Below are 21827 nucleotides of genomic sequence, written 5' to 3' on the forward strand. Positions count from 1 at the left end.
TGGGTTGGCCTTGGTCGGCTCGGTGCGCTGCACCGTCGGCGCGGGGGGCGGAGCGTCGGCACCCTGCGGCCAGAAGGCCTGGACCAGACCCGCCAGCGCCGCCGCCGCGACGAAGAGCACCACCACCCGTAGAAGAGTCGAACCGCTGAGCATCCAACCCGCCTCACGCGCACAATGCGGCTGAGATTCTAACATGGGACACAAAGCAAAGTCTTGCCGTCATGCCCGATCTCCTCAGGCGCGTGCACAATGAAGCGGATCGACTGAGCCCGCCGGTCGCCTCAGGCTGTCGCGCCGACACCGCGTGGGAATCTTATCGTGCACCCTACGACGCATCGACGGGCGCGGTCGCTCCCGTCATGGTCCGCCGCGATGTCCACCGCCTCCCTCGCCCCCTTGCTGAACCGGTTCGTCGTCGAGCGCGTGGGCGCCCTGCGCTACCTGCCGGCGCTGTTTCGCCTCGTCTATGCCGCGAGCCCGCGCCTGCTGATGGCGAGCATCGCTCTGCGTCTCGCGCGGGCGAGCCTGCCGGTGCTGATGCTCTATCTCGGCAAGCTCATCCTCGACGCCATCGTCGCCGAACATGCCCGTCCCCATCCCGCCGGAACCGGCCTCGCCGGCTGGATGGCGGACCCGGCCCTCGCCCGATTGGCCGGTCTCGTGGCGGTGGAGCTCGGCCTCGCCATCCTGTCCGATCTGCTCGGGCGGCTGAGCACCCTCACCGATGGGCTGGTCGCGGACCGCTACGCCAATGCCGCCACCCTGCGGCTGATGCGCCACGCCGCCGCCCTCGACCTCGAGCAATTCGAGGACAGCGCCCAGCAGGATCGGCTCGAACGCGCCCGCCGGCAGGTGACCGGGCGCTCCAACCTGCTGTTCCAGCTCTTCGGGCAGGGGCAGGACCTCATCACGCTCGTCGCCTTCGGGATCGGTCTGGCCGCCTACGCGCCCTGGCTGATCCTGCTACTCGCCGGCTCCCTCGTGCCGGCCTTCCTGAACGAGCTCTACTTCAACCGGCAGGGCTATCGCCTCGCCTGGACCCGCACCCCCGAGCGGCGGCAGATCGACTATCTGCGCTATCTCGGGGCCAGCGTGGAATCGGCCAAGGAGGTCAAGCTCTTCGGCCTCAACGCCTATATCGCCGAACGCTACCGGATCGTGGCCGCCAAGCTCCTCGACGACAACCGCTCCCTCGCCATCCGCCGGGCCGGCTGGGGCGGCCTCTTCGCGGCCTTGGGCACGCTCGCCTATTACGCGGCCTATGCCACCATCGTCTGGCGCACGGTGGCAGGCGCTTTCTCCATCGGCGACCTCGCCTTCCTCGCCGGTTCGTTCCAGCGCCTGCGCGGCCTGATCGAGGGCCTGCTGCTCGGCTTCTCGCAGATCTCCTCGCAGGCGCAGTATCTCGAAGACCTGTTCTCGTTCTTCGAGGTGGTGCCGCTGATCCGCTCGCCGGAGCGGCCCGTGCCGTTCCCGCAGCCGATCACCGAGGGCATCGTCTTCGAGGAGGTCGGGTTCCGCTATCCCGGCACCGAGACCTGGGCGGTCCGGTCCTTGAGCTTCCGCCTCGCCGCCGGGGAAGTGCTGGCCCTGGTGGGCGAGAACGGGGCCGGCAAGACCACGATCGTCAAGCTCCTGACCCGGCTCTACGATCCCACCGAGGGCCGCGTGCTGCTCGATGGCCGGCCGCTCGCCGATTACGACCTCGACGACCTGCGCGCCCGAATCGGCGTGATCTTCCAGGATTTCGTGCGCTTCGATTTCACCGCCGCGGAGAACGTCGCCGTCGGGCGCATCGAGGAGCGTGAGGACGCCGCCCGCATCGCCCGTGCCGCCGGGCGCAGCCTCGCCGACGGCGTGATCGAACGCCTGCCGCTGGGCTACGACCAGCCGCTCGGCAAGCGCTTCGCCGACGGTGTCGACCTCTCCGGCGGCCAATGGCAGAAGATCGCGCTCAGCCGGGCCTATATGCGCGAGGCCGAGATCCTGATCCTCGACGAGCCCACGGCCGCCCTCGACGCGCGCGCCGAGTTCGAGGTGTTCCAGCGCTTTCGCGATCTCAGCCGGGGCCGCAGCTGCGTGCTGATCTCGCACCGCTTTTCCACCGTGCGCATGGCCGACCGCATCCTCGTCCTCGACGGGGGCAAGGTCATCGAGGCCGGAACGCACGAGGAACTCCAGGCGAGGGGCGGGCGCTACGCCGAATTGTTCGAGCTGCAGGCCGCCGGCTATCGCTGAGGCGCCGGCGGGTATGCTTCCGCGACAACACAGGGGCGACGCGACCTCCCGCGCGGCCCGAGGGCGTTGCATCTCGTCTCCAGAACCATCATTGCACGAAACAGATTTTCGGACCGTTCGGCTTGCCCTCCCCTGGATGAGGCGAAGCCGAAGAGTCGGCAGTTCGACACCGTCCGTGATCGTCCAGACATGAGAATAGAGATATGAAGACGCGCGCTGCGGTCGCGTGGGAGGCCAAGAAGCCCCTCACCATCGAGACCATCGACATCGAAGGCCCCAAGGCCGGCGAAGTCCTCATCGAGCTGATGGCCACCGGCATCTGCCACACCGATGCCTATACGCTGTCGGGCCTCGATTCCGAGGGCAAGTTCCCGGCGATCCTCGGCCACGAGGGCGCGGGCATCGTCCGCGAGCTCGGCGCCGGGGTCACGGACCTGAAGGTCGGCGACCACGTCATCCCGCTCTACACCCCGGAATGCCGCAGCTGTAAGTCCTGCCTGTCGCAGCGCACCAACCTCTGCACCGCGATCCGCTCCACGCAGGGCCAGGGCGTGATGCCGGACGGCACCTCGCGCTTCTCCTGCGTCTCCACCGGCGGCAGCCCGGGCGGCTCGAACAGCCTGTTCCACTACATGGGCTGCTCGACCTTCTCGAACTTCACGGTCCTGCCGGCCATCGCGCTCGCCAAGATCCGCGAAGACGCTCCCTTCGACAAGATCTGCTACATCGGCTGCGGCGTCACCACCGGCATCGGTGCGGTGATCTACACCGCCAAGGTCTGGCCCGGCGCGAACGTCGTGGTGTTCGGCCTCGGCGGCATCGGCCTCAACGTTCTCCAGGCCGCCCGGATGGTCGGTGCCGACAAGATCATCGGCGTCGACATCAACCCGGACAAGCAGGAGATGGCCCGCAAGTTCGGCATGACCCACTTCATCAACCCGAAGGAGGTCGGCAACGATCACGTCGTCTCGGCGATCCTCGACGTCACCGGCGGCGGCGCGGACTTCTCGTTCGACTGCACCGGCAACGTCCACGTCATGCGTCAGGCCCTCGAATGCTGCCATCGCGGCTGGGGCGAATCGATCGTCATCGGCGTGGCCGAGGCCGGCAAGGAGATCTCCACCCGTCCGTTCCAGCTCGTCACCGGCCGCGTCTGGAAGGGCTCGGCCTTCGGCGGCGCCCGCGGCCGCACCGACGTGCCGAAGATCGTCGACTGGTACATGGAGGGCAAGATCAACATCGACGACCTGATCACGCACACCATGCCGCTCGAAGACATCAACCACGGTTTCGACCTGATGCACGAGGGCAAGTCGATCCGCTCGGTGGTGGTTTACTGAAGACGTGAGCATCCCCTCTCCCCGCTTGCGGGGAGAGGGACGCGACGACCCTGTCGTCGGCGCGTCGAGGCGGCAGCCGACGGTGAGGGGGCGTCGCCGTATGAGTCTCCTCCGACACCGCCCCCTCACCATCGCTTCGGCTTCGCCTCCGCTCGTCGCGGACACGGCAAGGTGTCCGCGATCCTCTCCCCGCGTGCGGGGAGAGGGGGCATGCGCACCTTCCGATGAGCTTCGCTAAATACGATCCACTCACCCCCATCAGGAGATCACCGCATGGAAACCATCTCGAAGGCCCGCGCCCATGGCGGCACGCAGGGCGTCTACAAGCACGATGCCAAGACCACCGGCTGCCCCATGACCTTCGCGGTGTTCGTGCCGCCGCAGGCCGAGAACGGCCCGGTGCCGGTGCTCTGGTACCTGTCCGGCCTCACCTGCACCCATGCCAACGTCATGGACAAGGGCGAGTACCGCCGCGCCGCCGCCGAGCATGGCGTGATCATCGTGGCGCCGGATACCAGCCCGCGCGGCGCGGATATTCCCGACGAGGCCGGCAACTGGCAGTTCGGCTCGGGCGCCGGCTTCTATGTCGACGCGACCGAGGCGCCCTACGCCACCAATTACCGGATGTGGAGCTACGTCACCGAGGAGCTCCCCGCCCTCATCGCCGAGAACTTCCCGGCGGACATGTCCCGCCAGGGCATCTTCGGCCACTCCATGGGCGGCCACGGCGCGCTGACCATCGCGCTCACCTATCCCGACCGTTTCAGGTCCTGCTCGGCCTTCGCGCCCATCGCCCAGCCCTCCACGGCCGGATGGTCGAAGCCCGCCTTCGAGAAGTATCTCGGGACCAACGAGGCGGCCTGGCGCGCGCATGACGCCACCGCGCTGATCGAGGACGGCAAGCGCTTTTCGGAGTTCCTCGTGGATCAGGGCACGGCCGACAGCTTCCTCGATGACGGCCTGCGGCCCTGGCTGCTCGAAGAGGCTTGCAAGACAGCCGGCATCCCGCTGACCCTCAACATGCGTGAGGGCTACGACCACTCGTACTACTTCATCTCGACCTTCATGGCCGACCACATCGCCTGGGCCGCCGCGCGTCTGAAGTAAGGCATCCACCACGCACTCCATCCCCGGCCTGTCGCGCCGGGGGTGGGTTCATCGGCCGTCGTCCGAGACGGGCCGCACTCCGCCACGCAGAGCGTCGCGTCGAGAACGGGCCCCGGCCCTCATCCGGTTCCACCCCTTCGATCCGCTGCCTCACCCCTCGATCCCGCATCGTTGCCGCCACCGACATCTCCAGCAGGCTGAGTGCGCACAAGCATTACAACCTGCGCGGCCTGTGTCGAAGCAGCAACGGCGAGTGACGAAGAGTGTTCGGTATCTTGCCACCGACCGAGCCGAAAGCTACGGCGGAAGGGCGAATACATGTTGTATTACAGTAGTTTATCATAATTCTAAAGAGCACCGCAGGCCACGTCTCGCCACTTGCGCGAGCCCGTTCTGCTGCCCGTCATCCGGAGCCAGGCCGTCCATGCCGTCGTCCCCATTCGCCCGTTCCGCCGTCCTCGCGGCCGGGGTGTCGATCACGGTGCTCGCCCTGACGGGAGCCGGTTCGGCGCAGGAACGGGCCGTGACCCTTGATACGCTGAGCGTCGAAGGGTCGGGCGCGGGGAGCGGCACGGGAGTGGGGAATGGCCGCAGCGCGCCCGAGACCGCCCGTGGCCCGGTGGATGGCTACGTCGCCACCCGCAGCGCCACTGCCACCAAGACCGACACGCCGATCATCCGCACGCCGCAATCGATCAGCGTCGTCAGCGCCGATCAGATCAAGGCACAGGGCTCGCAGACCCTGTCCGAGGCCGTGCGCTACACGCCGGGCATCTACGCCAACCAGTTCGGCCCGGACACGCGCCTCGACTGGTTCCTGATCCGCGGCTTCTCGGCCACGGAATCCGGCCTGTTCCGGGATGGGCTCCAGCTGTTCCAGACCGGCTTCGCCAATTTCCGCATCGACCCGTTCGGCGCCGAACGCATCGAGCTGCTGCGCGGCCCCGCCGCCACCCTTTTCGGCGGCAGCCCCGTGGGCGGCCTCATCAACATCGTCTCGAAGCGGCCGACCTTCACGCCCCTGCGCTATCTCGAGCTCGGCGGCGGCTCGTTCAGCCAGCGCTACGCCGCCTTCGATCTCGGGGGGCCGGTGGACGAGTCCGGCCACTGGTTCTACCGCCTGACCGGCCGTTTCCAGAACGGCGACGCCCAGGTGAATTTCGCGCCGGAGGACCGCTACTACATCGCGCCGAGCTTCACCTATAAGCCCGACGGCGCCACCACCTTCACGGTGCTGACGAGCTTCCAGCGCGACGAGACCGGCGGTGCCGGCCAGTTCCTGCCGTATTTCGGGACCGTGCGCACCAACGCTTCCGGTCTCAGGATCGACCGCAAGCTCAACGCCAGCGATCCGCTGGTGGACCGCTACACCCGTAACCAGGCCAATCTCGGCTATGAGTTCGAGCACCATGTCGACGACGTCTGGACCGTGCGCCAGAACTTCCGGTTCTCGTTCACGGAAGTCTCGGATTCCCGCTACGTCGCCAACGGCTACAACAATGCCGCCCAGACGGAGTTGGCCCGCTACGGCTTCCTGACGACGCCCCGCGCCGGCATCTTTACCGTCGACAATCAGGCCGAGGCCCGGTTCAACGATGGAACGTTCGGGCATACCGTGCTGATGGGCGTCGACTACAAGCGCTACAGCTTCTCGGACAACCAGGCTTCGACCTTCCCGGCCCCGTCCCTGAACATCCTCGCTCCGCGATACTTCCAGGCCGCCGCGGCGCCCGCCCCCTATCGCGTGCTGAACCAGCAGCTCCAGCAGGTCGGCCTCTATGCGCAGGACCAAGTCGCGCTCACCGAACGCCTGACCTTCCTCATCGGCGGTCGCCAGGACTTCGTCGACAACAACATCGACAGCAAGATCCCGTCGGGCACATCGACCCAGATCAGCGAAAGTGCCTTCACCGGCCGGCTCGGCCTCATCTACAATCTCGATAACGGGCTGGCGCCCTACGTGACCTATGGGACATCCTTCAATCCGACGCCGGGCGCCGACGCGCAAAACCGGCCGTTCAAGTCGGAGACGGGCGAACAGGTCGAGATCGGCGCCAAGTTCCAGCCCGTCGGCTGGAACACGCTCTTCACCTTCGCGGCCTTCGATCTCGTCCGCAACAACACGCTGACGCCGAACCCGGTCAGCCTCTTCACCAATCTTCAGATCGGTTCGGTGCGCTCACGCGGCTTCGAACTCTCGGCCACGGCGACACTCGCCGAAGGCCTGAACCTCACGGCCGCCTATACGCTCTACGGTCTGCGCACCATCGAGGGGACGGACCTCGATCTCGGCAAGGTCCCGGTGGGCATCCCGCAGACCCTCGCCTCGCTCTGGGCCGATTACACCATCCCGGTCGGCACCTTCAAAGGCTTCGGCTTCGGTGGCGGCGTGAACTATGTCGGCCAATCCTACGCGGACGTCGCCAACACCCTCGTCGTGCCCGAATACGTGACCTTCGACGCGGCGGTGCATTACGATTACGCCGGATGGCGCGCCGCCGTGAACATGATCAATGTCGGCGACAAGCGCTTCGTCTCGTCCTGCTCGTCCGCGACAGCCTGTTTCTACGGCACGCAGCGCAAGATCGTCGCGAGCGTCTCGTACAAGTGGTGAGCCCGCCCCTCCTGCGATGAGGGACGTTTCGATCCCGATGAGCCTGGCTCATCGGGATTTTTCGTTCGCCGGTCAGGACTTGGTCGGCGCCCAGATGCCGAGCGCCGAGGCATCGACGGCGCGCGGCAGCAGGCCCTCGGCGCGGAACGCATCCGCGATGGTCTGTTGCTCGGCGAGACCGTCCCGGGTCACCGGCTCCACCGCGTAGGTGCGGCGGGCATTGGCCTTCGCGACGATGGCGGGATCGAGCTTCCACAGTGCGCCGAGGCGGTTCGCGGATTCGTCCGGGTTGGCCTTCACCCAGGTTCCGGTGTCGCGCAACTTGGCGAAGACGATGTCGAGGATGTCTCCGTGCTTGGCCGCGTACTCGTCCGAGGCGAGGTAGTAGCGCTTGTAGAGCGACAGGCCGGTTCCGTCCTTCAGGACGCGGGCGCCCGTCTGCAGCTCCGCCGCCGAGAGGAACGGGTCCCAGGCGACCCAGGCCTCGACCCCGCCGCTGGCCAGCGCCGTGCGCCCGTCGGCCGGGGTGAGGTAGGCGGGCGTGATCGCCTTGAACGGAAGGCCTTCGGCCTTCAGGGCGGCGAGCAGGAGGTAATGCGCGCCGGCGCCCTTCGTCACCGCGACCTTGCGGCCCTTGAGGTCCGCCACCGTCTTGATGGGGGAATCGGCCCCCACCAGGATGGCCTGCGCGGCGGGGGAGGCGGCCTCCTGCGCCACATAGGTGATCCGCGCATTGGCGGCCTGGGCGAAGATCGGCACCGTGTCGGCCACATCGGCCGACAGGTCGATCTGGCCTGCATTGAGCGCTTCCATCACCGGCAGGCCGCTGGTGAATTCATGCCAGGTGAGCCCGACCTTGAGGGGCTCCAGCGCCTTCTCGAGGCTGCCGTCCTGCTTCAGCAGGGCGATCAGGGTCGAGGATTTCTGGTAGCCGATGCGCAGCGTCCTCGGCTCGGCGGCGAGCACGCGTCCAGGGGCGAGGGCGAGAAGACTCAGCGCAGCGGCGGCCCGCAGCGCGTGGCGACGATGGATCATGGAGCGGCGTCTCTCGGTATGGCGCGGAATCAGGGATGCTTGTGGATCGGGTCGACCCAGTGGACCGTCTCGGGACGTTCCACGGGTTCCACATCGGTGATGTTGACCACCACCGCCTCGTTGTCGGAGCGCACCAGGACGCAGTTCAGCGGCTGGTCCGGATCGGCGTTGATCTCCTGGTGCGGCACGTAGGGCGGCACGAAGATGAAGTCGCCGGGGCCGGCCTCGGCCACGAATTCGAGCTTGTCGCCCCAGCGCATGCGGGCGCGGCCGGACACCACGTAGATCACGCTCTCCAGCGCCCCGTGATGGTGCACGCCGGTCTTGGCGTCGGGGGCGATCGCCACCGTGCCGGCCCAGATCTTCTGCGCGCCGACGCGGGCATGGTTGATCGCCGCCTGCCGGAACATGCCCGGCGTCTGGGCGGTGTTGGAATCGAGCTTGTCGCCGGGGATCACCCGCACGCCGTCATGCTTCCAGCGTTCCGCGCCCAGGGCCGGCTCGTGGTCATGCGCGTGATCGTGGTCGGAATGGGCGTGGTCGTGGTCGTGGTCGGAAGGGTCGTGCATGGGTCCGGTCCTCGGCGGCGGTCTGTTCAACGTACCGCGATCGCGGCCGGTTCGAAGCTCCGATCGAGGATGATGTCGGCGCGCGGCGCCCGCGCGGCGGGGATCAGCCCTGAACGGACATAGAGGTCGATGTTGAGCTGCTCGTCGGCGATCACCGCGTCGTCGATGGGCACCGCCCGATATTCCGCCCGCGAGAACCAGCGCAGGGGCACGGCCTCCGGCAGGCCGATGAGCTTCGACCAGACCGCCGCGTAGGGTGCGGGATCCTTGAGCGCCCATTCGCGCGCGCTCACGAGGCGCCGACCGAAATCGGCGAGCTGCGCGCGCTTGGTCTTCAGGGCGGCGTCGCTCGCCACCGCGAAGCTCAGGCCCGGCGTGATGCCGTTGCCGTCGCGGACGACACGGGCGAGGCCGGCGAGTTCGGCCGTGGAGGTGTAGGGCTCCCAGGTCGCCCAGGCATCGACGCTGCCTCCGGCGAGCGCGATCTTGGCATCCGCCGGGGGCAGGAAGCGCAGGGTCACGGCATTGGCCGGCAGGCCCGCCTCTTCCAGCGCGGCCAGCACCACCTGATGGCCGATGGAGCCGCGATTGGTGGCGATGCTTTTGCCCTTCAGGTCGGCCACCGTCTTGAACGGTGAATCCTTGGCGACGAGGATCGCCAGGCCGTCCTGCTTGTTGCGGAAGGCGACGAAGGCCTTCACCGGAACCCCGGCGGCGGCCGCGAAGGTGAAGGGCGCGTCGCCGACGCCGCCGGCATCGATCGCCCCGGCATTGAGGGCTTCGAGGAGAGGGGCGGCAGCGGGAAACTCGCTCCATTCGAGCCGGTAGGGCAGGTCGGCGAGGACGCCGGCCGCCTCCATCAGGGCGCGGGCATTGCCGCGCTGGTCGCCGACGCGAAGCACCGTCTCGTCGGCGCGGGCGATGCCGGCGAACGCCAGCACGGCGAGGAGAGTGATAAGAGCGCGCATCAGGCTGCCTCCGCCCGCTCGCCCCGCCGGGCGAGGAGCCGCTTGAAGGTGGGGATCAGGTCACGGCCATACGCGATGGCGTCTTCCAGCGGGTCGAACCCGCGGATCAGGAAGGTCCGCACCCCGAGGTCGTGGTAATCGAGAAGGGCGTCGGCCACCTGCTCCGGCGTGCCGACGAGGGCGGTGGAATTGCCCGAGGCGCCCGTCTCCCTGGCGATGGCGGTGTAGAGCCGCTTGTCGAGGCGCGAGCCCTGGGACGCCGCCGCGAGCAGGCGGCGCGAGCCCTCGTTCTCCGGCACCGGCGCCGGCCCGAGACCCCTGGCGGCGCGGGTGGCGCGGGTGCGGGCCAGGATGTCCTCGGCCCTGGCCCAGGCTTCCTCCTCCGTCGCAGCCAGGATCGGCCGGAACGACAGGCTGAACCGGGGATCGCGGCCATGGGGGGCAGCCGCCGCTCGCACCCTGGAGATAGCCTCCCGGACCTGATCGAGGCTCTCGCCCCACAGGGCGTAGGTGTCGGCGTGACGCCCGGCGACAGTGATGGCGGCCGGGGAGGCCCCGCCGAAGAAGACCGGGATGCCGCGCGGGTCCACCGGCTTCACCTCGGAGAAGCCCCGCTCGATCCGGTAATGCGCGCCGGCGAAATCGAACGGCGCTTCGGCGGTCCAGACCTGCCGGGCGATGGTGAGGAATTCGTCGGTGCGGGCGTAGCGCTCGTCCTTGGTCAGGTGGTCGCCGTCCTGCGCCAGCTCCCTGTCGTCGCCGCCGCTGATGGCGTGAATGGCGACGCGCCCGCCGGTCAGCTGGTCGAGGGTCGCGAATTGGCGCGCGGCCACCGTCGGCGCGGTGAATCCGGTGCGATGGGCGATCATCAGGCCGATCCGGTCGGTCACCGCCGCAATCTGGGCGGAGAGCAGCAGCGCGTCGGGCTGGGTCGCGTAGAAGGCCACCAGGATGCGGTCGAACCCGCCCCATTCATGCGCCTGGGCGAGCAGCCGGAGATAGTCCCGGTCGATGGCGGGGCCCGAGGCCGCATGGGTCTCGGAGGTGTAGCGCGGGGCGGCGAAGCCGATGAATTCGACGGCATCCGGCGACGGAAAGCTCATCGCGATCTCCTTGAGTCCGTAACTGGGAAGGGGTCAGAGGCCGAGGGCGGCGCGCCCGGCGGCGATGCGGACCGCATCGGTCTGCGGCCAGTGGATGCGCCCGCACAGGACGTCGCGCAGGTGTCGTTCCAGCGGGTTCGCCCGCGACAGGCCGGGATTGCCGGCGAGTTCGACGGCGCGCTGCACCAGCTGGATCGCGTTCTCGGTGACGGTGGTCTTGAGGAAGCCGGATTCGGCGACCGAGGGGCAGGCGCCTCCGTCGACATCCGCGGCGAAGCTCCGGATCAGGCGGGCATTCACGGCGAGCAGTCGCTCGTTCTCGCCGATGGCCTCCTGGAAACGCGGCAAGGTCGCGAGGCTCTGGCCGAGGCTTCCGGGTTTGCGATTTTTCGCGAAGGCAATGAACCAGGCCTGGGCCGAGCGCGCGACGCCGTCATAGAGGGCGGAGAGCATCGCCGTGCTCCAGGCCTGCTGCTGGAGATCCGGCTTGCGCCAGCCCTCGGGCGGGCGAAGGTCCACCGCATGGTCGGCGGGTACCGCCACATCCTCGAAGATCACGTCGTGGCTGCCGCTGGCGCGCAGGCCGAGATGGTCCCAGGTCTCCTCGATCCGCACGCCATCGGAGGCCATCGGCACCAGGATGTTGCCGATGCGCGGCTCCGCCTCATCGGTGCGGACGAAGACGAGGCCATGGGTGAGGGCCGGGCTGCCGGTGGAATAGATCTTCCGGCCGCTGATCCGCCATCCGGTGGAGGTCGCCCGAGCCAGCGTCTCCGGCATGCCGCCCCTCGAGGGGGTTCCGAGTTCGGGCTCGACCCGCAGAGCGTTGATGAGCGCGCCGTCCTCCACCGCCGCGCGGCCGAGCCCATCGGCGATCGCCAGGGGCCAGCTCCCGTCCGGCGAGGCCGCGCGCGCATGGATCAGCCCATGCTGGAGAAAGTGCATGGTGAGCACCAAGGCGGTGGAGGGCTCGCCTCGCGCCAGGGTGCCGATCACCATCGCTGCCTGCCCGAGACCGGCGCCGGCGCCGCCCAGCCTGCGCGGCACGGTCAGCCCCGGCAGGCCGGCATTCCGGCAATCGGCGATGTTGTCATGCGCGAATCGACCGGCGCGGTCGTGACCGTCGGCCCGTTCGGCGAAAAGCCGGGCGAGCCCATCGGCGGTGTCGCGCAGAGGCGGGGAGAGGATCATTTGGAAAAGACAGGATTCTTCGGACGCGTCGGATCGCCGGGCTCACGGAACACGCCGCGAAAGCCCCTCACCAAGTGCCGCAATGGTCCTGCCGAAACCCCGTCCTGTCAACGGGAACGTTCTTTTTTAAGAACAAAGGATCGGAGAAGGCCCTTGCCGTTCATCCGTCCCGATAGCGAAAGTCCTTTCCCCTCGACTCAAAGCAGAGGGGGAATGCGAATCTCACCCCCAGTCGGCCTTCATCCGTCCGGCGCTCGTTCGAGCCGGGTCGTTCGACAAAACAAACGTTTCTACGGCTCGTCGCGGCGGCTCGATCTCATCGCGATCGTCGAGGTCGGGGCTGGCGGCGGAGGCGAACTTGGCGAATTCCCAGCCGTCGATCCAATCCAGTCGGTCGGTGGAATCCTCGCCGCATGGGGCGTGATCGATGGTCCGGCCCTGCCCGTAGGCTTCGAAACCCATCCAGTAGAAATCCGGCGTCTCGGCGGTCGTCACGGCATTCTCCCTCTCCGGGACGGTCATGCCATGGGACGGGCCGCGCCACATCCTCCGGATGGGGTAGCGCGGTGATTGGTATCGGTCGGGCGTCTTGAGATTCAGACGACGACGCCCTCGCGGGTCAACAGGGCGCGCTTGCGCACCACGCCCCAGCGGTAGCCGGACAGCGACCCGTCCGAACGGACCACCCGATGACAGGGAATCGCCACGGCGATGGAATTCGCACCGCAGGCCAGAGCCACCGCACGGCTCGCCGCCGGAGCGCCGATGGCGCGGGCGATGTCCGCATAGGTCGCGGTGGTGCCGATGGGGATCTTGCGCAAGGCGTCCCAGACCCGCTGCTGGAAAGCGGTGCCGCCGATATCGAGCGGCAGGCCGAGACCGCGCGCGGGCGTGGCGACGAACCCCACCACCTGGGCCATCCAGGCCTCGAAAGCCGCGTCGCCCCCCAGCAGGTCGGCCTTCGGAAACCGGTCCTGGAGGTCGCGGGACAGTTGGTCGGGATCGTCTCCGAGCAGGATGGCGCAGATTCCCTTGACTGTCGCCGCCACCAGGATGGCGCCGAGGGCGCATTGGCCGATCCCGAACCGGATCGCGACGCCTTCGCCGCCCCGGCGGTAGGTCTCGGGCGCCATGCCGAGGCGGTCCGTCGCCTCCGCGTAGAAGCGGCTCGGCGAGGCGTATCCGGCCTCATAGATCGCCTGCGTGACCGTTTCTGCCCGGCTCAAGCCCGAGGCGAGAGTTTCCGCGCGTCGCGCCGCCGCGTAGGATTTCGGCGTCACGCCGGTGACCGTCTTGAACACCCTGTGAAAATGGAATGCGCTGAGACCGGCCGCCTCCGCCAATGACGCGAGGTCGGGCAGGGTTTCGGCTTCGTCGATGAGGCGGCAGGCGCGGGCGACCGCCTCCGCCCGGCGCGCGGCGAGGCTGGGCGCGTTGGGGAGGCAGCGCTTGCAGGCGCGAAAGCCGGCTTCTTCCGCCTCGGCGCAGGAGGCGTGAAAGCTCACATTCTCGGGTCGCGGGGCGCGCGCCGCGCAGCTCGGCCGGCAGTAGATCCCGGTGGTGCGCACCGCATAGACGAAGCTGCCATCGGCGGCCGCGTCGCGGGAGGCGAGGGCGGCCCATCGCGCAGCGTCGCCGCCTTCGAGGCGGCATCCTGCAGGATCGGCAATGGATGGGACGTCCGGGCTAGACATCGGTTCGGGGGCGGGCACGGCGTCGATCTCCTGATCGGGCGACGACGGCGCGGGCCGCCGCTTCAGGCCATCATACTGACCCCGAGGCTCGCCGGCCGCATCCCGGTTCTTGCTCCCGCTTTCGTCTCCTTGGTTCAGGCCGTCCTCGGCGCGCCGACGGGGGCGGCTTTCGCACGCTTGCGCGTCTGGAAATGCGCGACCTTGTGGGCGACCAGCGCGAACAGCCCCGCGAGAGCCACCATGGCGGCATCGAACCAGAGGAGGCCCGGATCGTGCCGCAGCAGGGCGCTCGGCGACGGCGCGGCGGCTGCCAGGAGGTCCGCCAGCGCCACGGCGAGGAACAGGATCGCGGTGACGACGGCCATCTCCCGCCAAGCGGCGCGATGAGGCCGGAACAGCGGAACCACGCTCATCACGATCCAGGCGCCGAAAAAGGCCCGGACCTCCCAGTCGAGGCGGCCCTCGAGGCCGGGAGGGAGCACGCGGTTGGCGAGGAAATACACCGCGATCCCCGCCGGCAGGCCGATGACGGTGCCGATATTGAGGGCCTGCACCACGCGAAGGCCGAGGGACGGGGCCTCGCCGGGTTTCGGCAGCCGGGCGACGGACCACAGGATCAGCCCGCTCGCCACCATGACGCATCCCATCAGGCCGCAGAGGAAGAACAGGATGCGCAGGGCCGGCCCGGCGAAATGAGCCTCGTGCAGGCCGACCATGGTGGTGAAGGTCTTGGCCGCCGGCTTCAGCCCGCCCTGCAGGATCTCGACGATCTCGCCGGTGGTGCCGTCGAAGGCGATCTGCGGATGCTGGTGGGCGAGTCCGTGCGGCTCCTCGAAGATCGCGATCACCGTGGATCGGGCATCGCCCGGATTGACGATGGACAGGCGCTCCAGCGGCTCGTGGATCGTCGCCACGGCGCGGGCGACCATCGGCCCGATCGGGGCCAGGGTTCCGGGCTGGCCGAGGGGCGGGCGCTGGGCCGTGATCTGGGCGGTCTCGGCGTAGAAGCGCGTCGCATCGCCGTTATACGCGGCGGTGACGCCCCAGGGCATGTAGATCATCGCCAGGGTGACGATGCCCGTATAGGTGATCATCAGGTGGTAGGGCAGCGCCAGCACGCCGGTGACGTTGTGCGCGTCGAGCCAGCCGCGCTGGGCCGACTTGTCCCGGCGCAGGGTGAAGAAATCGGCGAAGATCCGGCGATGGGTGATGATGCCGCTGATGAGCGCCACCAGCATCACCATCGCGCAGATGCCAACGATCCAGCGCCCCCAGAGCGGCGGCATGTGCAGCTCGAAATGGAAACGGTAGAGGAAGTCGCCGCCCCTGGTCTTCCTGAAGGTCGCCGGCTCTCCCGTCTGCCCGTCGAGCTGGACGATGTTCGGGGGCGTGCCCGGCTTCGTCCGCCAGAACAGGTCGATGATCGGCCGGTCCGGCTGCGGCAGGCCGATGGACCAGGACCGCGCGCCCACGGCATGGGCCTGGAGATGGGCGAGCCCGATCTCCGCCGCGCGGGCGAGGTCGGGGACCGGCTCGGCCCGCGCCGCCTGCCTCAGCTCCGGCTGCATCCAGGCCGTGATGTCGGTGCGATAATAGCTCGCTGTTCCGGTGACGAAGACGGCGAACAGCACCCAGCCGACCACGAGGCCGGACCAGGTGTGCAACCAGGCCATGGATTGGCGAAGGCCGTTCTTCATGCCGCACATCCTTCTGGCATGTCGTTCTCAAGCGGTCTCGGTCGAGGCACCGACGGGCGCGCGGCCATTCTCTACCAGCGATACCGGAGCGTCGCGAGCACGGTGCGCGGCGCGCCATACCAGCACCAGGCTTGGAAGGCGCAGGACTGCACGTAGGTCTCGTCGAGCAGGTTCTGCGCGTTGACCTGCAACTGCATGCCTTTCAGGCTCGGCGACAGGTAGCTGAAGTCGTAGGACGCGACGGCATCCACGACGAGGTTCGCCGGCACCTTGAAGCTGTTGGCCGCGTCGCCCTGCGAGCCGCCGAGATAGCGGAACCCGCCGCCGAAGCCGAGGCCGGCGAACATGCCCGTGCGGACCTGATAGTTGCCGAACAGCGAGATCGTGGTGTCCGGCACCTGGATCGGACGCAGGCCGACGAGGCCCACGGTCTGGCGGGTCGTCTCGTTCAGCGTCGTGCCGGTGCCGGCGGAGTTGATGGCGTCGATGAGGGAGAAGCCGCCGACGACGGTGAGGTTCTCGGTGACGTTGGCCCGCGCTTCGAACTCGACGCCCTGAACGCTGACTTCGCCGTTCTGGATGGAGAAGCGCGGACCGTTGGCGATATCGGGAGACAGCGAGTTCTGGCGCTTGATGTCGAAGGCCGCCGCCGTCAGCAGGATGTCCGTGCCGGGAGGCTGGTACTTCACGCCGGCCTCGAACTGCCGGCTGGTGATGGGATCGGGCAGGCGGCCGAAGCTCGGGTCGCCGGTGAAGATCTGCCCGGAAAATTGCGGCTCGAACGCTTCCGAATAGCTGACATAGGGAGCGATGCCGCTGTCGAAGAGATAGAGCAGGCTCGCCCGGCCCGTGAAGGCTTCGCTCGGCGCGTCCTGATCGCTGACGAGCTGGCCCGCCATGTCCCGGGTCGGGCCGCTCTGTCTCACCCAATCGTAGCGTCCGCCGAGGGTCAGGGTCAGGCGGTCGACCTTGACCTGATCCTGGAAGTAGATCCCGGTCTGGTGGGAGGTGATGTCGGAATAACCCGAGAAGGCCGGGAAAGAGATATTGGTCAGTCCGTAGACCGGGTTGAGCACGTCGAGGCTCTGGGGGACTGTCGGGAACGGTGTGCTGAACGTCTTCGTATAAAGCGTCTGGTGGTCGAGCCCGACGAGGACAGTATGGGCGAGCGGGCCGGTCTGGAAATCGGCCACGATGTTGTTGTCGTTGGTAAAGGCGTCGATGGCCACGTTGGTGCCGCCGATGGCCCGATTGAGGAATCGGCCACCCCAGGCGAGGTTGTTCGAGGTGGCGTCGTAGAGGCTGCGGTAATCGCCGAGGGTGCGCAGGAAGCGCCCCGACGAGTGGACGCGGATTCCCTCGTCGAAACGGTGATCGAAGATGTAGGTCGCGGAAGCCTGTGTCCGGTCGGAGCGCTCGATATTCGGGTCGCCGTCATAGAAGTTGCGCGGCAGGCGGCCGAGCGGTCCGTTGGCGACGCCGAAATTCGAGGGGAACAGCGTGCCCTTGGCGGGCAGGGCGCCGTAATAGCCGGAATAAGGGTCGCGCTGGTACAGGCCGATGACCGTCAGCGAGGTGTCGGCGGACGGGCGCCACGTCACGCTGGGGTTGATGAAGCTGCGCTCGATCGAGGTGGTCTTGGCCGGGCCGTCGGCGTTCCAGCCCGCCGCGATGATGCGGTAGGCGAACTGGTCTGCCAGCACGCCGTGGCCCTCGATCGGGCCGCCGACATCCACGCCGCCGCGCACGGTGTTGTAATCCCCGCCCTGGATGAAGATTTCGCCGTGGCGAACGAAGGACGGAACCTTGCTGACGAGGTTGACGATGCCGCCCGGGCCCGATTGCCCGTAGAGGACCGAGGCCGGTCCCTTGATGATGTCGACGCGCTCCAGCCGGAACGGATCAACGGACGGGCCAGCGTCACGGCTGCTTGGCAGGCGCATGCCGTCGAGGAAGAGGGGAGCCGTGAAGCCGCGGATCAGGAACTGTTCGAGGCGGGTCGAGCCGGAGCCGCCGCGCTGCTCGGTGGTGACGCTCGGCGTGTAGCGCAGAGCCTGGTTGACGGTGAGTGCGTTCTGATCCTCGATCTGCTTTCGAGAGATGACAGAAATCGACTGGGCCGTTTCAAGAATAGGCGTATCCGTCTTGGTGCCGACGACGCTACGCGTGGCAGTATAGCCACGCACTGGACCGACCGGACCGCCGGCATCCGCTCCCGATGCGCTCGGACGTCCCGCGACACCATCGACCGACAAGGTATCGAGGGTCACCGCGTGGTCCGCGCCCTGCGCCATGACTGGTTTCGACAGTACAGCCAGCACGGCCACGCTCGACAGCATGGCAAGGATGACACGGCCGCGAACGGACGACATCGCAGCAGGGCTGCGATGATTGAGCGAGAGCTGATGCACAGCGGAACCCGATTTGCCAGGATTTGATGAATCAGAAGCGTTGTAAAGAACGACTGCTCTCTAATTCGTGTTGTGAAATCATCTGGCAAAGAAGCTATTCTGCATGCAAGTGCTATCTTCTAGAACTGTTTTAGATAAAAACTCTGATTTTATAATAGGTTACTCCTTCGCGAACGGCGTCGGCAGACGATTTTACCCTTCGCGATGGCGCTTGGCGTGAATCTCGCCTGCCCGCGCGGCGCAGTCCCGCAATGGAAGCATGGCCGTTCTGCCCTCCATTCTGGTGTGGATCGCGAGCGTGGCGAGGCGATCGACCCGCCCCGTGGTGGCCCCACCCGCACACAGACCAGCCATCGGGCCATGCGTACGAACGAGCAGGACTTTTAATCCGTGGTATATTCTATGCCTTGAATTTTGATGCATGATGGGGTGGGGATTCCACGACACACCCAAACAAGAATGGATTCAGGGATGGAACGACAGGACGCACCATCCGCCAAATGGCGGCAACTCGCCTTCGGCGTTCTCTGCATGGCGATGATCGCCAACCTGCAATATGGCTGGACGCTCTTCGTCGATCCCATCGACGCCAAGTTCCACTGGGGCCGCGCGGCGATCCAGTTCGCCTTCACGATCTTCGTCGCCACGGAGACCTGGCTGGTGCCGGTGGAAGCCTGGTTCGTCGATCGCTACGGCCCGCGCATCGTCGTCTGTTTCGGCGGCGTGATGATCGCGCTCGCCTGGCTCATCAACTCCCAGGCCTCGTCGCTGTGGATGCTGTACGGCGCGGCGGTGATCGGCGGCATCGGGGCTGGGTCGGTCTACGGCACCTGCGTCGGCAACGCCCTGAAATGGTTTCCACATCGGCGCGGCCTCGCGGCCGGCGCCACGGCGGCCGGTTTCGGCGCAGGCGCCGCGGTGACGGTGGTGCCGATCGCCAAGATGATCGCCAGCAGCGGCTACCAGGACGCCTTCCTGTATTTCGGCCTCGGCCAGGGCGCCATCGTCGTCCTGCTCTCCTTCCTGCTGCGCAAGCCGTCCGTCGCCGTGCCGATCCAGCGCAAGAGCCTGCGCCTGCCGCAGACCAGGGTCGACCGCACGCCGCGCGAGGTGGTGCGCACTCCCGTCTTCTGGGTCATGTACGCCATCTTCGTGATGGTGGCCTCGGGCGGCCTGATGGCGGCGGCGCAGATCGCGCCCATCGCCCATGACTTCAGGGTCGCCGACGTGCCCGTCAGCCTGTTCGGCCTGCAGATGGCGGCGCTGACCTTCGCGATCTCGCTGGACCGGATCTTCGACGGGTTCGGGCGTCCGTTCTTCGGTTTCGTCTCGGATACGATCGGGCGCGAGAACACGATGTTCATCGCCTTCGCGACGGCGGCGGCGGCGATCGTCCTGCTTCTGAGCTACGGCACCAACCCGCTGGTCTTCGTCTTCTCGACGGCGATCTATTTCGGTGTCTTCGGTGAGATCTACTCGCTCTTCCCGGCCACCTGCGGCGACACGTTCGGCTCCACCTTCGCCACCACCAATGCCGGCCTGCTCTACACCGCCAAGGGGACGGCCTCGTTCCTCGTGCCGGTGGCGAGCGTCATCTCGGCAACCTACGGCTGGTCGGCGGTGTTCTCGATCATCATCGGGCTCAACGTGGCGGCGGCGGCGATGGCGATGTTCGTGCTCCGGCCGATGCGGGCTCGCTACCTCGCGCAAGGCCCGGCGCTGGCTTCGGACACGATCGAAGAATCCGGTCCCGCCCGCCTCGCACGGACACCGGTCTGATCCGTCCGGATCGCGTCACCGGTCCGACATCAAAAGACCCGGCCTCCTCGGGGAGGGGCCGGGAATACCCCCGCCCCCTCGAGGATCGTCATGCACCTTCCCGCCATCCTGGCGCTCCAGACCGTTCCCTTCGCTGGCCTGATACTGGCCGGCAAAGAGGACAAGGACCTGTTCACGGTCGTCTACATCGCGGCCCTCGGGCTCATCCTGGCCCTCGACTTCCTGCTCGGCGGCACGTTCGAGATCGCCACGGCCTTCGGAGGCGGGGTCCGCTAGGGACACCCGCGCCCGGCCTCTCTCGGGAACGCCGCTCCTGGGTAGATGGGCGACGGTCCGCGTCCCATTCCCGTCGGGTCAGGCGGCGCGGATGGTCGAGAGGAAGCGAGAGACCTCCGCGCCGAGATGCTCGGACTGGCGCGACAGTTCGGAGGCGGCGGACAGGACCTGCCCGGCCGCCATCCCGGTCTCCTCCGAGGCCTGCGCCACACCGGCGATATTGCCGGTCACCTCGTTGGTGCCTGCCGATGCCTGGGCGACGTTGCGGACGATCTCCTGCGTCGCCGCGCCCTGCTGCTCCACCGCAGCGGCGATCGAGGCCGCCATGTCGTCGATCTCGCGGATCCGCCCGGTGATGCCGCCGATCGCCATCACGGCCTGAGCGGTGACGGCCTGCACCTCGCCGATCTGGCGGCCGATCTCTTCGGTCGCCTTGGCGGTCTGGGCGGCGAGGGCCTTCACCTCGCTCGCCACCACCGCGAAGCCCCGCCCCGCCACGCCGGCGCGCGCCGCCTCGATCGTGGCATTGAGCGCCAGCAGGTTGGTTTGGCTGGCGATGGTCGAGATCATGCCCACCATGTCGCCGATCCGGGCTGACGTGGTTTGCAGGGCCTGGACCAGATGCACGGTCTGGTCGGCCTCGCCCACGGCCGATTGAGCGAGCATGGCCGAGCCGGACACCTGGCGACCGATCTCCTGCACCGACGAGCCCAATTCCTCGGCGGCTGCCGCGACCGTGTTGACGTTGGTGGCAGCCTCCTCGGCGGCGGCCGCGACGGTGGAGGACTGAGCCGCCGTCTCGTGGGCGCTGGCGGTCATCTGCTGGGCAGTGGCCTGGAGTTCGGTGGCCGATGAGGACACGGTCCCGACGATACCGCCGACGGCACGCTCGAACCCGTCCGCCAGCTCGATCATCGTGCGCTTGCGCTCGGCTGCCGCAGCCTCGTCGGCCCGACGCTTGATCTCGAATTCCTCGGCGGCCTTGCGGGCGACCATGGCCTTGATGCCCTCGACGGCCTTGCCGACGGCGCCGATCTCGTCACCGCGGGCGGCTTCCTTGATCTCCGCATCGATCTCACCCCGGGCCATGCGCTGGAGAACGCCGACGAGGTTGCCGAGCGGGCGGGTGACCTGCGCGATGATCGTGTAGACGCCGTAGGCAACGGTGAGCGCGGCGAGACCGAGCGCGGCCAGCAGGGTGAGCCGCGTCCAACCGGACGTCGCCTCGGAGCGCCGGTATTCCGCCTCCGCTTCACGCACCTGCAGCGTGGCCAGTTTCGTCAGCATCGGGCTGGTGGCCTGCAAGCTTTTCAGCAAGTCCGCATGCGTCGTCTCGAATTCCGAACCGTCCCCGGCAGCGATGCGCTTGAGGATCTCGGCCATGACGACGCCGTTCCCGTCGATCCGCCCCTGCAGGTCCTTGGCGAGGGTGTCCTCTTCCGGTGTCAGGTAGGTCGCCAAATAGGCCGACCATTGCGTGGTGATGTTCGAAAGGTCGCGCTCGATCTTCTCCCTGGCCTGGGCCGGCTCGATCTGCCGGCCGCGCAACGCGCGCGAGACGTTGGTCAGGTCGTCATAGGAATCCCGGATGACGATGAATTGCCGGAGGGGGATGACACGATCATCGAAGGTGGTTTTGAGGCTTTGGCTACTCCAATGCAGTGCAAGGTTAGCAATGCCTGAGGTTGCGAGGAGAAGCAGGCCGATACAAGCCAGAAGTGCTACAAGCCTCAGCTTGATCGTCGTCTTCATCAGTAATGCTTTCAAACTATGCAGATGAGGTGTCGCGGATCCATAAATCGGTC

General features: G+C 67.6%; 16 protein-coding genes. 6 read left to right on the top strand and 10 right to left on the bottom strand.

What is annotated here, in order from left to right; all coding sequences use genetic code 11:
- Positions 1 to 372: 372 nt before the first annotated feature.
- From IPV08_RS20815 to IPV08_RS20830, 4 genes are all read left to right on the top strand, one after another.
- Complete coding sequence (locus IPV08_RS20815; protein ID WP_056434605.1) at positions 373 to 2238, top strand: ABC transporter ATP-binding protein; 1866 nt, start codon at positions 373 to 375, stop codon at positions 2236 to 2238.
- A 203-nt stretch (positions 2239 to 2441) separates the two neighbouring features.
- Positions 2442 to 3578 (top strand): S-(hydroxymethyl)glutathione dehydrogenase/class III alcohol dehydrogenase, encoded by a 1137-nt coding sequence (locus IPV08_RS20820; protein WP_056434602.1) that lies wholly within the window; start codon positions 2442 to 2444, stop codon positions 3576 to 3578.
- A gap of 273 nt (positions 3579 to 3851) precedes the next feature.
- Complete coding sequence (gene fghA / locus IPV08_RS20825) at positions 3852 to 4685, top strand: S-formylglutathione hydrolase (protein ID WP_056434600.1); 834 nt, start codon at positions 3852 to 3854, stop codon at positions 4683 to 4685.
- A 424-nt stretch (positions 4686 to 5109) separates the two neighbouring features.
- Positions 5110 to 7299, top strand: coding sequence for a TonB-dependent siderophore receptor (locus IPV08_RS20830; protein WP_207413401.1), 2190 nt, complete (start codon positions 5110 to 5112; stop codon positions 7297 to 7299).
- 72 nt (positions 7300 to 7371) lie between these two features.
- Here the strand turns inward: IPV08_RS20830 and IPV08_RS20835 are convergent, their stop codons facing one another.
- The 9 genes from IPV08_RS20835 to IPV08_RS20875 form a co-directional block, all read right to left on the bottom strand.
- A complete protein-coding gene (locus IPV08_RS20835) occupies positions 7372 to 8334 on the bottom strand; it encodes an aliphatic sulfonate ABC transporter substrate-binding protein (protein ID WP_056434594.1) in 963 nt (320 codons plus the stop codon).
- A 29-nt stretch (positions 8335 to 8363) separates the two neighbouring features.
- Entirely contained in the window at positions 8364 to 8903 is a 540-nt protein-coding gene (locus IPV08_RS20840) for a cupin domain-containing protein (protein WP_207413403.1), read from the bottom strand.
- 26 nt (positions 8904 to 8929) lie between these two features.
- Entirely contained in the window at positions 8930 to 9871 is a 942-nt protein-coding gene (locus tag IPV08_RS20845) for an ABC transporter substrate-binding protein (protein ID WP_207413405.1), read from the bottom strand.
- The gene (locus tag IPV08_RS20850) at positions 9871 to 10974 is read right to left on the bottom strand and encodes an LLM class flavin-dependent oxidoreductase (RefSeq protein WP_207413407.1); all 1104 of its coding nucleotides are present in this window, start codon (positions 10972 to 10974) and stop codon (positions 9871 to 9873) included. The genes IPV08_RS20845 and IPV08_RS20850 overlap by 1 nt, the downstream gene beginning before the upstream one ends.
- A gap of 33 nt (positions 10975 to 11007) precedes the next feature.
- Entirely contained in the window at positions 11008 to 12165 is a 1158-nt protein-coding gene (locus IPV08_RS20855) for an acyl-CoA dehydrogenase family protein (protein ID WP_207413409.1), read from the bottom strand.
- A 222-nt stretch (positions 12166 to 12387) separates the two neighbouring features.
- Entirely contained in the window at positions 12388 to 12660 is a 273-nt protein-coding gene (locus tag IPV08_RS20860) for a hypothetical protein (protein WP_207413411.1), read from the bottom strand.
- Positions 12661 to 12761: 101 nt separating this feature from the next.
- Complete coding sequence (gene ada / locus IPV08_RS20865; protein ID WP_207413439.1) at positions 12762 to 13859, bottom strand: bifunctional DNA-binding transcriptional regulator/O6-methylguanine-DNA methyltransferase Ada; 1098 nt, start codon at positions 13857 to 13859, stop codon at positions 12762 to 12764.
- A 134-nt stretch (positions 13860 to 13993) separates the two neighbouring features.
- Positions 13994 to 15556, bottom strand: a complete 1563-nt coding sequence (locus IPV08_RS20870; RefSeq protein ID WP_056434574.1) for a PepSY-associated TM helix domain-containing protein — start codon at positions 15554 to 15556, stop codon at positions 13994 to 13996.
- A gap of 71 nt (positions 15557 to 15627) precedes the next feature.
- Positions 15628 to 17895, bottom strand: a complete 2268-nt coding sequence (locus tag IPV08_RS20875) for a TonB-dependent siderophore receptor (RefSeq protein ID WP_246748109.1) — start codon at positions 17893 to 17895, stop codon at positions 15628 to 15630.
- A gap of 543 nt (positions 17896 to 18438) precedes the next feature.
- Here IPV08_RS20875 and oxlT point away from each other — a divergent pair.
- Both oxlT and IPV08_RS20885 read left to right on the top strand, forming a co-directional pair.
- Positions 18439 to 19746 (top strand): oxalate/formate MFS antiporter, encoded by a 1308-nt coding sequence (gene oxlT / locus IPV08_RS20880; protein WP_207413415.1) that lies wholly within the window; start codon positions 18439 to 18441, stop codon positions 19744 to 19746.
- Between the two features lie 90 nt (positions 19747 to 19836).
- Positions 19837 to 20022, top strand: a complete 186-nt coding sequence (locus IPV08_RS20885; RefSeq protein ID WP_056434567.1) for a hypothetical protein — start codon at positions 19837 to 19839, stop codon at positions 20020 to 20022.
- Between the two features lie 78 nt (positions 20023 to 20100).
- Here the strand turns inward: IPV08_RS20885 and IPV08_RS20890 are convergent, their stop codons facing one another.
- Positions 20101 to 21774, bottom strand: coding sequence for a methyl-accepting chemotaxis protein (locus tag IPV08_RS20890; protein ID WP_207413417.1), 1674 nt, complete (start codon positions 21772 to 21774; stop codon positions 20101 to 20103).
- Positions 21775 to 21827: the final 53 nt, after the last annotated feature.

This window comes from Methylobacterium sp. SD274 (assembly GCF_017355285.1).
Classification (GTDB): Bacteria; Pseudomonadota; Alphaproteobacteria; order Rhizobiales; family Beijerinckiaceae; genus Methylobacterium.